This window comes from Kitasatospora sp. NPDC114501 (assembly GCF_055633695.1).
In genome coordinates this window covers 1-12426 of record NZ_JBVKDS010000017.1, presented here as the reverse complement: position 1 = coordinate 12426, position 12426 = coordinate 1, and the positions used below count along the sequence as shown (strand labels likewise).

General features: G+C 73.9%; 11 protein-coding genes. 6 read left to right on the top strand and 5 right to left on the bottom strand.

Annotation, left to right across the window (positions count from 1 at the left end):
* Window positions 1–121 precede the first annotated feature (121 nt).
* Both ACZ7RU_RS28670 and ACZ7RU_RS28665 read right to left on the bottom strand, forming a co-directional pair.
* A complete protein-coding gene (locus ACZ7RU_RS28670) occupies window positions 122–1129 on the bottom strand; it encodes a tyrosinase family protein (protein WP_470343863.1) in 1008 nt (335 codons plus the stop codon).
* Window position 1130: 1 nt separating this feature from the next.
* Window positions 1131–1463 carry a hypothetical protein gene (locus ACZ7RU_RS28665; protein ID WP_470343862.1) on the bottom strand — a complete coding sequence of 111 codons (333 nt, stop codon included), beginning with the start codon at window positions 1461–1463 and terminating at the stop codon, window positions 1131–1133.
* Between the two features lie 294 nt (window positions 1464–1757).
* Here ACZ7RU_RS28665 and ACZ7RU_RS28660 point away from each other — a divergent pair, with 294 nt between their 5' ends.
* The 5 genes from ACZ7RU_RS28660 to ACZ7RU_RS28640 all read left to right on the top strand — a co-directional run bounded on the left by ACZ7RU_RS28660 (window position 1758) and on the right by ACZ7RU_RS28640 (window position 6038).
* Window positions 1758–2288 carry an RNA polymerase sigma factor gene (locus tag ACZ7RU_RS28660; protein WP_470343861.1) on the top strand — a complete coding sequence of 177 codons (531 nt, stop codon included), beginning with the start codon at window positions 1758–1760 and terminating at the stop codon, window positions 2286–2288.
* Window positions 2285–3121, top strand: a complete 837-nt coding sequence (locus ACZ7RU_RS28655; protein ID WP_470343860.1) for a zf-HC2 domain-containing protein — start codon at window positions 2285–2287, stop codon at window positions 3119–3121. Before ACZ7RU_RS28660 ends, ACZ7RU_RS28655 begins: the two co-directional genes overlap by 4 nt.
* 103 nt (window positions 3122–3224) lie before the next feature.
* Window positions 3225–4037: an ATP-binding cassette domain-containing protein gene (locus ACZ7RU_RS28650; RefSeq protein ID WP_470343859.1), complete on the top strand. Its 813-nt coding sequence runs from the start codon at window positions 3225–3227 to the stop codon at window positions 4035–4037.
* Window positions 4038–4113: 76 nt separating this feature from the next.
* Window positions 4114–5448, top strand: a complete 1335-nt coding sequence (locus ACZ7RU_RS28645) for a hypothetical protein (protein ID WP_470343858.1) — start codon at window positions 4114–4116, stop codon at window positions 5446–5448.
* Entirely contained in the window at window positions 5445–6038 is a 594-nt protein-coding gene (locus ACZ7RU_RS28640) for a hypothetical protein (protein ID WP_470343857.1), read from the top strand. The genes ACZ7RU_RS28645 and ACZ7RU_RS28640 overlap by 4 nt, the downstream gene beginning before the upstream one ends.
* 66 nt (window positions 6039–6104) lie before the next feature.
* Here ACZ7RU_RS28640 and ACZ7RU_RS28635 read toward each other — a convergent pair whose 3' ends face one another.
* Window positions 6105–8354, bottom strand: coding sequence for a trehalose-6-phosphate synthase (locus tag ACZ7RU_RS28635; RefSeq protein WP_470343856.1), 2250 nt, complete (start codon window positions 8352–8354; stop codon window positions 6105–6107).
* A gap of 140 nt (window positions 8355–8494) precedes the next feature.
* Complete coding sequence (locus ACZ7RU_RS28630; RefSeq protein WP_470343855.1) at window positions 8495–8878, bottom strand: peptidase inhibitor family I36 protein; 384 nt, start codon at window positions 8876–8878, stop codon at window positions 8495–8497.
* A 514-nt stretch (window positions 8879–9392) separates the two neighbouring features.
* Between ACZ7RU_RS28630 and ACZ7RU_RS28625 the strand changes: the two genes are divergently transcribed.
* Window positions 9393–10382 (top strand): PI-PLC domain-containing protein, encoded by a 990-nt coding sequence (locus ACZ7RU_RS28625; RefSeq protein WP_470343854.1) that lies wholly within the window; start codon window positions 9393–9395, stop codon window positions 10380–10382.
* Between the two features lie 85 nt (window positions 10383–10467).
* On the opposite strand, the gene ACZ7RU_RS28620 is transcribed toward ACZ7RU_RS28625, so the two are convergent.
* Complete coding sequence (locus ACZ7RU_RS28620; protein WP_470343853.1) at window positions 10468–11652, bottom strand: FAD-dependent oxidoreductase; 1185 nt, start codon at window positions 11650–11652, stop codon at window positions 10468–10470.
* Window positions 11653–12426: the final 774 nt, after the last annotated feature.

Below are 12426 nucleotides of genomic sequence, written 5' to 3'. Positions count from 1 at the left end.
TGCCAACCGCCTCGGCGGCCCTCGCATTTCGCCGACCGCGGGAAACCCGCTGTGATCCACGTCACCGGGTCCCGGGGGGCGGCTCTCCTCCCGTCGGACGCCGGCGCAGGGTGGGCCGGGGTCAGGGCAGGGTGTCGTAGGCGTAGATCGCCGACACGTCCAGGACGGAGCGCGGGGTCGCGGAGGGGCCGAGGGGGGAGGCGATCGGGTCGTCGATCCGTTCGCCCTGGTAGATGTCGGCCGGGGCGTCCATGTCGGGGGCGTACAGCGGTCCGTAGCGGTTCAGCCAACCCGCCCAGATGCGGTCGACGTTGCAGTGGTGCAGGTAGAACAGCGGGTCGTTGGGCGAGGTGGCCGGGCCCATGTCGCCGCCGGTCCAGACGTGGACCTGGTTGTGCAGGTGGACCGGCCGGGCCGGGTCCTTGGGGATCCAGCCTTCGAGCAGGTTGCGGAAACCCTCGGAGGAGGAGTTGAAGTCGAGGGTGTCGTAGCGGTCGGCGGGGTCGTGGCCGGCCGGGGTGAACGCGAGGGCCTCCTGGACCTCGGCGCCGGTCGGCAGGGTGCGCCAGCCGAACGGCGGCGGCTGGGCGAAGGAGCGGCGCAGGCCGCGGCTGGTCTGGGCGAGCGCCATGCCGCCGGGCCCGGCGGCTTCGATGCGGACGGTGAAACCGGCGGGATCGCCCGGGTGGTAGGCGAACGGGCCGTCCGTCACCGGGTCGCCGTCGCCGCCCAGGTAGGCGGGGGAGAAGATCTCGGCGTCGGTCGGCGAGCCGGCGTCGCCGTCGGCCGACCAGTCCCAGTACGGGAGGGCGAAGTCCGGTTTCCCGAGCACCCGTTGAAGGTTCTTCTCGAGGAACCCGAGCATCACCCGGTGCCAGGGCAGGAAGATCGGCCCGCGGTGGGCGGCGTTGCGCACCCGGGGGTTGCCGGTGGGCGGGATCGGCGTCGCCATGGTCCGGCCGTGCCAGACGACGAACAGGTCGTACGTGCGGACCGGGACGACCGGGCCGGGGACGCCCAGCTGCTGGGTGGTGACCTGGCTGTCCTCCTGCTTGAGCAGGCCGATGCCGCGGACGTAGTCGTCGCGGGCGGCCGGGTCCTTGAGGATGTTCCTGCGGACGACGGGCATCTCAGCCGCCGCCCCGGAACGAGTCGGGGAAGGTGTGGATCAGCACCTTGACGGCGTCCACCGCGGAGACGAACTGGTAGGCGGGCAGGCCGTGGCAGGACAGCATGCCGCTGTCGTCCACGTCGAGCCCGGCCGTCAGCGGTCGGCCGTCCACCGTGATCTCGTAGGTCGTGGTGATGCTGATCCGGTGCCCCTCGTACTCCGCGGTGCGGACGGACTTCGCCGGGCCGTGCCCGTGGTCCATCGGCGCGTGCGGCAGGGCTGCCAGGTACCTCCCGAAGGCCGCCGGAGCGGCGGCGGCCCCGAGCTGGGTCGGATCGATGGTCGGGTCCATGGCGACTCCCTACCGGTGGTGGCCCCGGCCTGGCGGAGCCGGGCGTTCCCCTCCACCATCGCGCCGGACCCGCCCGCCCGCACCTGCCGGAACGAGGTCGCGCGATCACCCGCCTCGACATCGGCCGCGTCGCTGCCAGCGGCGGGGGCATCCACTGCATCACCCAGCAGCAGCCGACGGCAGGGCATGAGATCCGGAACGGGACCATTCGGTGTGACGTGGATCACGGTGCGGGTGAAAACCACGGGGCCGTGCGCCACGTAAGACCAGGGCGTGAAACGTTCACCGGCCTCGATGACCGAAGCCCAACTGGTCCGGCGGATCGCCCGCGGGGACGCGGCGGCCTTTGACGAGCTGTACCGGCGCAGCGCCCCCTGGCTGACCGCACGGCTGCGCCGACGCTGCGCGGACGACGAGATCGTCGCCGAAGTCCTGCAGGAGACGTACCTGGCGGTGTGGCGCGCGGCCGGGTCGTTCGCCGACAGCATGCGCGGGGAGGAGGCCGGCGGGTGGCTGTGGACGATCGCTGCCCGGCGGCTGGTGGACGCCTTCCGGGCGCGCGGCCGGCACGGCGCGCTCCCGCCGCTGTCCGTCGCCCCGGCGCCGGCACCCTCGGCCGAGCACGAGGTGCTGGAATCCGCGGTCGGCGGCGACGTCGGCGCGGCCCTGGACCGGCTCGCACCCGAGCTGCACCAGGTGCTCACCGCGATGGTGCTCGACGGCCTGACCGTCCGGGAGACCGCGGCGCTGCTGAAGATCCCCGAGGGAACGGTCAAGACCCGTGCCCGCCGTGCCCGCCTCGACCTGCGAAAGGCCCTGTCATGACTGCCCACGTCCCCCACCGGCTGCTGGTGAGCTACGTCCTGGGCGGTGATGCCCCGGGCGCCGCCCCCACCGCCGGCGAGCTGTGGGCGGTGGAGGCGCACCTGGAGCGCTGCGCCCCCTGCCGGGCCGAGCTGGGGAGGGTGTCCCGCGCCCACAGCCCGGCCGACACCGCGCTGGTGGCGCAGGTGCGCGAGCGCCTGTCGGAGGCGGTGTCGCTGACGCCGGTGCGCCGACGGCGGTGGCGGCGGGTACGGGCGGAGCTGGCCCGGTGGGCGGCCCCGGCGTTCGGGCCGTGGGTCGCGGCGCTCGTGCTGGTCGTGCTCGGCGCCCTGCTGCTGTCGTCGGCCGCCGCCCCCGACTCCCCGGTCCTGGTGCTGCTGGCCCCGGCGATGCCGCTGTTGGGCGTGGCCCTGAGCTGGGGGCCGCACTCCGAGCCGGTCCACGAGCTGGTCGCCGCGACCCCCCGGGCGGGGCTCGGGCTGCTCCTGCGCCGGACCGTGGCCGTCCTGGCCCTGGTGATCCCGGCGCTGGCGGTCGGCGGCTGGATCACCGGCACCGCGCCCGCGCTGGTCCTGCTGCCGGCCCTCGCCCTGACCTGCGCCGCCCTGGCGCTCGGCAGCCGGCTGGGCGTCCAGCGCGCGGCGGCGGGAGTCGGCGCGGGGTGGGCCGCGATCGTGGTCGTCCCCGCCATGGACGGCGGCACCGTGCCGTCGTACCTGCGGGACTCGGCCGCCCCCGGGTGGGCGGTCGCGGCCGGTGTCCTGGCCGTCGCCGTCGTCCTGTGCCGCACCGGCTACCTGCACCCCCGCGAGGCCCGCGCCCGCCGCGGCTGACCGCCCCGCTGAGGCTGGCCGCCCGTCTGTCGTCGGCCGTGGACCGCCCGACGCCGCGCAACACCCGTCCCGCCCTTCACCCGCACCGCGAGGAGAACCTCCCATGCCCGTCACCGGCATCGCCGCCGAGATCGCCCCCACCCGCTACGCCCACCACATCCGGGCCCGCGCACTGACCGTCCGGCACGGCCGCCGCCTCGCGGTCGACGGGATCGACCTGGACCTCGGCGCCGGCGTGCACGGCCTGCTCGGCCCCAACGGGGCGGGCAAGACCACCCTGATCCGCACCCTCGCCACCGTCCTGACCCCGCACGGCGGCGAGCTGGAACTCCTGGGCGCCGCCCGGCGCAGCCGGGGCGAACTGCGGGAGGTGCGCCGCCGGCTGGGCTACCTGCCGCAGGCCTTCGGGCACTACCGCCGGTTCACCGTACGGGAGTTCGTCGAGTACATGGCCTGGCTCAAGGAGGTGCCCCGGCGCCGGACGGCCGACGCGGTGCAGCACGCCATCGACCGGGTCGACCTCACCGGCCGGGCCGACGACCGGATGGGCTCGCTCTCCGGCGGCATGCTGCGCCGGGCGGGCATCGCCCAGGCGATCGTCAACGACCCCGACATCCTGCTGCTCGACGAGCCCACGGTCGGCCTGGACCCCGCCCAGCGCCTGGAGTTCCGCGCCCTGCTGCGCGACATCGGCGAACAGTCCTGCGTGCTGGTCTCCACCCACCTGGTCGAAGACGTCGCCGCGGCCTGCACCAGCGTCGTGCTGATCGACGAGGGCGGCACGGTCTTCGCGGGCCACGTCGACGGGATCCGCGCGGCGGGCACCGACGCCGACCCGGGCGACAGCGACATCGAGCGCGGCTACTCCGCCATCCTGCGCCGGCACCGCGAGGCGAAGGCCCGCACCCGGACGTAGGGCCCTGAACCGGTAGCGCCAACCGGTAGCGCCCCGCACCTCCCCTCCCCGACCCCTAGAACCCTGGAGACGACCTATGTTCCGCATGACGCGCCTGGAGGCGAAGCGCTCGGTCGCGCCCGCGCTGCTCCTGGTGCTGGCCGTCCTGGCCCGGATCTTCCTCTGGATGGACGTCCAGCAGTGGGCGGCCAGTTGGACGTCCCTGGTCCACTCGCTGCGGTCGACCGCCTGGATCTGCCTGCCGGTGGTGCTGGCCGCCGCGATCTGGCACGGCGGGCGGGAGCGGCGCAGCTCGGTGTCCGAGCTGTTCGCCGCCACGCCGCGGCCGGGCCCGGTGCGGCTGCTGCCGGCCCTGGTGGTGGTGGCCGGTGCGGCGGCGACCGCGGTGGCGGCGGTGATCGGCTGGGCCGTGGTGGTCGTCTCCGGGAACGCGACGTTCAGCGACGGCGCATGGCCGCTGGGCCTCGCGGTGGGGCTGCTCGCCGTCGTCGCCGTCGCCCTGTTCGGGCTGGGCATCGGCCGGGTGGCCCCGGCGCCGGTCGCGGCGCCGCTGGGGGCGGTGCTGCTGTTCCTGGTCCTGGCGGTCGCCCAGATCCGGGACGGCCGGCCGGCGAACCGGCTGGTGGACACGGTGCTGCCGATGCTGCCGGTGACGGACGACTTCCACCGGGTGCTGCCCGCGCTGTCCGCGGGCCAGGCCGTCTGGTTCACCGCTCTCGGCGTGACCGGCGTGCTGCTGGCGGTCGCCGGGACCACCCGGGCCCGGGTGCTGGCCGCCGCACCGGCCGTGGCCGGGCTGGCGCTCGGTTCGCTGGTGGCGCCCTCGGGCGCGGTCGTCCCCGAACCGCGGGCCACCGAGCTGGTCTGCGCACCGGAGGACGGCCGGGTCTGCGTCACCAGGGTGCACCGCGCCGCGCTGCCCGACCTGCTGCCGCCCGCCCGCAAGGTGCTCGACGCCTTCGCCGCGGTGCCCGGCGGCCCGACCCGGGTGCAGGAGGACCCGGTGAGCTGGATGCTGGACGACGGCAGGGCGGCGGGCGGAGCGGGGGATCCCGGCACGGTCCGGATCGAGCTGCCGTACCGGACCCAGCAGGGCGGCATCCGCTGGGAGCCGGACACGGTCGTCGACCTGGTGGCCCAGCACGCCGTCGTCGACCTCGACTGCTTCTCCGACGAGAAGGGACGGACGCGGGCGTCCGACGCCTCCCGGGCGGTCGCCGCCGTGCTCCTGGGTACTCCCGCGGACAGGCTGAACCCCGTCGCCCGGGCGGCCCACGACACCCTGCGCGCGCTGCCCGCCGACGAGCGGTACCGGCGGATCGGGGAGGCCCGGAAGGCCGGGCTGGCCTGCCAGGACCCACTGGCGGCCGTGACGGGCGACGTCGCGACGGGCGAGGGGGCCGGCCGGTGACCCCGGGACTGCGCGGCCTGGTGCTGCACCTGCGCAGCCGGGCGATCCCGACGACCCTCCTGGTCTTCCTGGCCGCCGCCGCCCTCACCTGGGCCGGGCACCGGCTGGACGATCCGGGGACCGCGCGCGCGGTCGGTCTGATCGCCGTCGTGCTGGGCGTCGCCGCCGTCGCCCGTACCCTGGCCGGCCCGGACGAGGAACTGGAGCGCGGCACGCCGGTCCGCTGGCGGCTGGTCAGGGCGCTGCACGTGGTGCTGCTCGGCGGCGTCCTGTTCGGCCTGCTCGCCGCCGCCCGGGTGGCCGCCGACCGGCCGACCCACGCCGTGCCCTTCGGCAGCCTCGCGCTGGCGGTGTCGGCGCTCACCGCGCTGACGGCCCTCGCGGCGGCGCTGTTCGGGGCGCAGGCGGCCTGGGCACCGCCCGTCGGCTGGGCGCTGCTGATGGTGGCGATCGGGCCCCGGCCGACCCGGTTCGAGCAGGCGCTCACGTGGCTGGTCCAGGAGCCCCGCACCGACACCTCGACGTCGGTGGCCGTGGGCCTGACGGTGCTGGGCGCCGTCGCCTACACCCTGCGCGGCAGCCGCCGGTGATCCGGCCCGGGGCCTGACGGGTGCCGGGGACGGTTACCGCTCACTGGCGCCGGGGACCGCTCCGGCTCACGGGCGCCGCGTCGAGACCGGGGACGGGCGGCCGGCGATCCGGCGCACCACCGGCGTGGCCGAGGTGGAGCAGCCCCGGATGGCGTGGACGATCCGGACGGCCCAGTCGGCGGGCCGCTCCCGGCCGAGCAGCTCGGAGAGCCGCTCCAGGCGGGCCCGGCGCTCGGCGGGGGCCAGGTCGAGGGCGCGGGCCAGCACGGCGGCGAGGTCCTCGGGCGAGCGCGGGTCGGTGAGCAGGGCGGCCTCGCCGAGTTCGGCGGCGGCGCCGGCGTGCCGGGAGAGCACCAGCGCTCCGGGCCTCGCGTCACCGGGCAGGAGGGCGGCCCGGGCGGCGACGTACTCCTTGGCGGTCAGGTTCATCCCGTCCTGGAGGGAGGTCACCCAGAGGACGTCTGCCGCCAGGTAGGCGTCGACGACGCCGGTGGCGGAGAGACCGCGGGGACGGTAGTCGACCGGCTGCCAAGGCCCTTGCCGCCAGCGGGCGTTCACCTCGGCGACGGACCGTTCGAGGCGGCGGCGGGTGGCGTCGTAGGCGGTGATGCCGGGCTCGGGCGGCGCGCAGACCAGCCGGAAGACGAACCGGCCGCGCAGCCCGGGCCGGCGGGAGAGCAGCAGGTCGACGGCCTCGACCTTCTGGATCGGGGCCTTGGCGTAGTCGAGGCGTTCGACCGAGAGCACCACCGGGTCGGCGGCCGGGGTGCGGTGCGGTGCGCGGAGGCGGGCGAGCCGTTCGACGGCCGGCCGGTCGATCCCGAGCGGGTGGACACCGGTGCGCGGCGGATCGGGCAGCCCGGCCAGGGCCTTGCGGAAGTGACGGGCGAACTCCTCGGTGTGGAAGCCCGCCCAGTCGAGGCGCGCCAGGGAGCCGCGCAGTTCGGCGGCGACCGGGAGGGTGGCGAAGACGTCGGGGGCCGGGAAGGGCGTGTGGTGGAAGATCCCGGTCCTGACGTCGGGCCGCAGGCGGCGCAGCAGGCCGGGGACCAGCCAGAGGTTGTAGTCGTGCAGCCAGACGGTGGCGCCCGGGGCCGCCTGGGCGGCGATGTGCCGGGCGAACCGGGCGTTGACCGTACGGTAGTCGGTCCAGGCCCGTTCGTCGAAGGTCGACCTGTCCGGTTCGGACATCAGGACCGGCCAGAGGGTCTCCTTGCAGGCGTCGTGGAAGTAGCCGCGCCAGGTGGCCGTGTCCAGCGGTACGGGGGACAGCGGCGGCGAGGTGGGCGGGGGGAGCGCCGCCGTCCGGTCGCGGCCGGTCAGGGCGGTGACCCAGACGCCCGGCAGGCCGTCGGTGAAGGCGCTGCTCAGGGTCGGCAGGATGCCGTTGGGGCTGCCGGGCGGCTGCCAGCTCCCGCCGTCCCAGTGCAGCGGCGGGCGGTGGTAGGCCACCACGAGGGAGTGCCGGCGCGGGGGGCCTTCGGGGCCGGGGCCTGCGGGGTCGGGGTGTTCGGGGCCGCGCCGTCCGGAGCCCGGGCCACCAGGTTCGGGGCGTCCGGAGTCGGCGGGCCCGGAGTCGGGGCGTCCGGAGCCGGGTTCGGGGGACACCCAGCCGAGGTTCAGGAGCGCCGAGTGGATCCCGGCCGCGCCGGCCCGGTCCGGGCGGTGGACGAGGGGGTCCTCGGCGAGGGCGGTGAGCAGTGCGGGCTCGGCCCCTGCGACGACCACGGCGTGCGCGCCGAAGCGGAACAGCGAGAGGTCGTTGAGCGAGTCCCCGGCGACCAGGATCCCGTCGGGCCGCCAGCCCAGTCTGCCGGCCAGGGCCCGTAGGGCGTTGCCCTTGGAGGCTCCCGGCGGCAGGACGTCGAAGTAGCGGTCCGCCGAGTACACCCAGGTGCAGCCGAGGGCCTCGACGGCGGCGGTGAGTCCGTCGGTGAGCCGGTCGGGGTCGAGGTGGTAGGAGCAGCGGCCGTTCTGGACGACGCCGCGCTGGTAGGTGAGCCCGGGGAAGCCGCGCAGCGCGGCCCGCACCCGCTCCGGTCCGGGCCAGCCGGCCCGCAGGTGTTCCTGCACCGGGCTGACGGGGGCGAAGTCCGTGCCGTCGACGACGGTGGCGCCGACGTCGGCGATGATCCACCGGGGCCGGGGGACGAGCGGATCGCGCAGGACCTCCCGGACGGAGGCCGGCGAGCGTCCGGTGGCGAAGACCGTGGTCACCTCGGGGTGGCGGACCAGGGCGTCCCGTAACCGGCGCCGGTCGTCCCGGGTGCCGCCGAGTAAGGTGCCGTCCAGATCGGTGACCAGAATCCTCGACATCCGAGGGACGCTAACACGATCACGCCCTGTGGTGAAGTGTTCACCTCACGCTGATGTCCGCCGGCCCTGCCGCCGATCCGGCGCGGCGGCCCGTCGACCGGTCGCACCGGCCGACGAGCCGCCGCACGGCTCGTCAACTCCTAACCGAGGTAGGCGCGGTAGGCGCTGACCCAGGCTCCGATGCTGCTGTAGCCGGAGGCGTCGATGGTGATCGACCCGCCGGTGCAGTCGTAGTTGTCCCACAGCTCGACCCGGTCGCCGCCCTCGGTTCGGGCGGAGCGGATCCGGTCGTTCCAGTTGTCGCCGACGTACGTGCACGCCCCCTGGTTGCCGTAGAACCAGCGGTCCGCGCCCGAGAAGCCGGTGCCGGTGAAGGCGTGGAAGCTGGGCTGGCGGGCGAGCGGGGAGGTGGCGGCGGCGTGGGAGGTCGCGGGCGCGAGGGGCTGGGCGGAGGAGGTGGGCGCGACGACCACGGTGGCGGTGAGGACCGCGGCCGTGAGCAGCACCCTGCGAACGACGGGCATGTGACGTCTCCTTCGGTCGAGCGCGTCCGGGTGAACGGGGCCGGGAGGGACGGAGCGCGCACAGCCGCTCCGGTCCCGTAGGCGCCTTCACTCGGCGGGCAGCTCAGAATTACCCGCGGCGGCGGCGGATAGTGACGTATGCGAATAAATGGCGGAAAGCGACACGGGTCCGGCTACCGGCGGCGATTCCGCGCGACCTCGCGCCCCTTACCGACTTCGGGCGGGGATTCGAATCCCCGGCCCTGGACGGATTGGTGGTTCCCGTGGGGCGCCTGGGTTCAGGCGGAGCGACCGTCCGTTCGAGGGCGGACGCCCGTCACCTCGGCCCGGGCGGCCGCGACGATGGCCGCCACCCGCCGGATCCGGCCGCACCCGAACGATCGTGGACGGGCGCGGGCCTCGTTCAGCGCTCATTCACCGTACGTCGACGCACAGTTGGTGATATCGATTGTCTGACCGCAGACAAGTCGGAACACGGACGACACCCGGAACACCAGCGAGAAGGAGTGCCCTCTTGAAGACTCACCACGGGCCCGGCACACGTGTGCGGACGCTGTCCGCCCTGACGGCGGCACTGTGCGGCATCGTCGGCACCACCACGCTCGGCGCGGCCCCCGCCGAAGCCGCCGACCAGCGCCACCCGATCTACGCCATCGCGCACCGGGTCGACACCCTGGACGGCGTCGACGCCGCGATCAACCACGGCGCCAACGCCATCGAGATCGACGTCTGCGCCTGGTGGAACCCGAACGAGTGGCGCGCCTACCACGACTGTTCCTCGGCCGGCGAGAACCGGCTCGGCCCCAGCTTCGACAGCATGCTCGACCGCATCGTCTCCAACGCCAACGCGGGCCGCCGGCTGTCGCTGGTCTGGCTCGACATCAAGGACCCCAACTACTGCGGAGAGGAGCCGAACCGCACCTGTAGCGTCGCCGGACTGCGCGACAAGGCCCAGCGGCTGACCGCCGCCGGCATCCAGGTGCTCTACGGCTTCTACGAGTACCACGGCGGCAGCACCCCGGACGTCGGCGGCCGCGGCTGGAAGAGCCTGGAGGGCAGACTCGGCCCGCTGGAGGGCATCACCACGACCGGCACCCGCGACCAGGTGCGCAGCGCCTTCGACCGGTCCGGGAGCGGCTTCCCGGCCGGCCGCCGGGCGATGGACTACGGCGACAGCGACATCACCAAGGGCTTCGGCAACTGCACGGAGCCCACCTACAACACCTGCGCGGAACTCAAGAAGGGAGCCGCGGACCGGGCCGCCGGACGGCTCGCGGCCACCCTCTCCTGGACGACCACCTACAACGACCCGTGGTACGTCGACAAACTGCTTGGCGACGCACAGGTGGACGGCATCATCGCGGGCTACGGCGCCTTCACCGGCGTGCGCGAGTACGACGACAGCTGGCAGTGCGCCAACGCCGTCAACCTCGTCCGTGACTGGGTGAACCGCCACAGCGGGACCCACCGCATGGCCACCAACGGGGACCGCCTGTTCAAGTAGGCGGCCGACCCTCACATCACGGGCCGCTGCTGCTCCCGTCCCCCCTCGTACCAGCGGACTCGGGCACCGGGACCAGATCCCGAAGTCATAGCACCTCGGGCACAGTTCGGCGCACGGGGCCGGCCGGAAAGGTCTCCGCACTCGGGCAGGAGGAGCGATCGAACAGCGTGACTACGCTGCGCGGTGCCTCCCGGCCGAAGAAGACCTCCAGATTCCGCGCCGACCGGTCGGCGGCGTCGCCACCACGCGGGAACAGCCGCTCCTCGTAGGCGGTGAGCGCGGCCTCGGTGTCGAGTTGCCCAGCCAGCTCGCCCGCCAGGTCGGCGCCGTCGTACATGGCGAGGTTCGCGCCTTCGCCGGCGAAGGGCGACATCAGGTGCGCGGCGTCGCCGACGAGCGTGACACCGGGCACCCTGTCCCATTCAAGCCCGACGGGAAGGGCGTAGATGGGTCGCAGCCACGGTTCCGCGTCGCTCTCTGCCACGAAGGCGGTGAGCAGCGGCGACCAGTCGTCGAACTCGTCGGCGATTCGACGGAGGCCCGCGGACGGGTCTCCGAAGTCGATCGACCTCATCCACGCCTCGGGCTTGTTCAGCGCCGCGTATCCGCGCACCCGTCCGTCGGCGTAGCGGTGGGCGAGGATGCCCTTGCCCGGCGCGACCGCCATCAAGGTGCCGCCGCCGATCGCGGCCACGCCCGCCCGATGGTTCCGGCCGCCCGAGGTGAGGGCAACCTCGAGGAAGCAGGTTCCGCTGTAGGAAGGCTCGGCGGAGGTGAGCAGCGGGCGCACCTTCGACCAGGCACCGTCCGCGCCGATGACGATGTCGGCGTGCGTGGCGGAGCCTTCCCTGAAGGTGAGGACGTAGCCGCCCTCCAGACGGTGCCGGATGGAGGCGAGCTTGTGACCCCACCTGATCGTCCCGGGCGCGAGCGAGTCGACGAGCAGGCGCCTGAGTTCTCCACGGTCCACCTCGGGACGGGCCGAACCGGGGTCCGCAGGCATGTCGAGAAGGATCGTGCCGTGGCGGTCGACCACACGTTTGGCGTCCTCGCCCGGTCGGACCAAGGTGAGGAACTCGTCGTACAGACCGGCTGCGCGAAGCGCGACCTGCCCGGTCACTTCGTGGATGTCGAGCAGTCCGCCCTGCGCGCGGGTCGTCGCCGAAGCCTCAGCCTCGTAGATCGTCGCGGCGACGCCGTGAACCTGAAGCACCCGGGCGAGCGTCAGCCCGCCGAGTCCGGCCCCGACGATGGCGATGGTCTTCTGCATGCTGCGCTCCTCTGTAGCGCCGACACGCGTCGGCGACGGTCAGTGCGGGGAGCGGACGGAATGCCCGGTCCCGGCAAGGAGACGCTCACCGATCAGAACCATCTGCGTCGATGTACGAGCGATGCCCGGCGGGTGGACCCTCGGGGCATCGTTTTTCGCGACCCAGGGACTATAGCCCGGGCCCCACCTCGCAGGGGCCGGGGCCGGGGCCGGGGCCGGGGCCGGGGCCGCTCGCGCCGCGACTCACCGCTCCCGCCACGCTCGTCCCCGCCGACCGCCTCGACCTGCTCGGCGGAGTCGTTGGGCGTGGAGCCGCCCGCCCTGAGCCACGGCATTTGTTTTGGGCGTGGCGGAGGAGTACTGTCTCCCAGTCGCTCGACTGGGAGCACCGGACACGCGTCAGCGCGGACGGTCCCGGGGCGGCCAATCCTCTGAACCACCACTTCCCGACTCGGGCGGATCTGTCATGTGCAGATGCGGTCCGGTCTGTAATTGGCGTGTTCATTTTATCGGATTGCGGCCGGATTCGCTTTTCGGAGCGGGGATCGGCTAGTGTTTGAAACGTCGGACAGGGCACCACGCCCCGAAAGACGCCGGCGAGTCGGAAGTGAAAGCCCCGGAAACGGAGCGGAAAACATCTGATAAGCTGGAAACACGAAAGAACGAAGCCCGGAGGGCTTGCCGGAAGGCAGTCCGAAGGAAGCGTCCGTTCCTTGAGAACTCAACAGCGTGCCAAAAGTCAACGCCAGATATGTTGACATCCCCGGCCTCGAT

Excerpts from the sequence above, each read along its gene's own strand:
- ACZ7RU_RS28670 (WP_470343863.1), bottom strand. The coding sequence starts at position 1,129 with ATGCCCGTCGTCCGCAGGAACATCCTCAAGGACCCGGCCGCCCGCGAC.
- ACZ7RU_RS28620 (WP_470343853.1), bottom strand. The coding sequence starts at position 11,652 with ATGCAGAAGACCATCGCCATCGTCGGGGCCGGACTCGGCGGGCTGACG.
- ACZ7RU_RS28650 (WP_470343859.1), top strand. The coding sequence starts at position 3,225 with ATGCCCGTCACCGGCATCGCCGCCGAGATCGCCCCCACCCGCTACGCC.
- ACZ7RU_RS28655 (WP_470343860.1), top strand. The coding sequence starts at position 2,285 with ATGACTGCCCACGTCCCCCACCGGCTGCTGGTGAGCTACGTCCTGGGC.
- ACZ7RU_RS28635 (WP_470343856.1), bottom strand. The coding sequence starts at position 8,354 with ATGTCGAGGATTCTGGTCACCGATCTGGACGGCACCTTACTCGGCGGC.
- ACZ7RU_RS28665 (WP_470343862.1), bottom strand. The coding sequence starts at position 1,463 with ATGGACCCGACCATCGATCCGACCCAGCTCGGGGCCGCCGCCGCTCCG.
- ACZ7RU_RS28630 (WP_470343855.1), bottom strand. The coding sequence starts at position 8,878 with ATGCCCGTCGTTCGCAGGGTGCTGCTCACGGCCGCGGTCCTCACCGCC.
- ACZ7RU_RS28660 (WP_470343861.1), top strand. The coding sequence starts at position 1,758 with ATGACCGAAGCCCAACTGGTCCGGCGGATCGCCCGCGGGGACGCGGCG.
- ACZ7RU_RS28645 (WP_470343858.1), top strand. The coding sequence starts at position 4,114 with ATGTTCCGCATGACGCGCCTGGAGGCGAAGCGCTCGGTCGCGCCCGCG.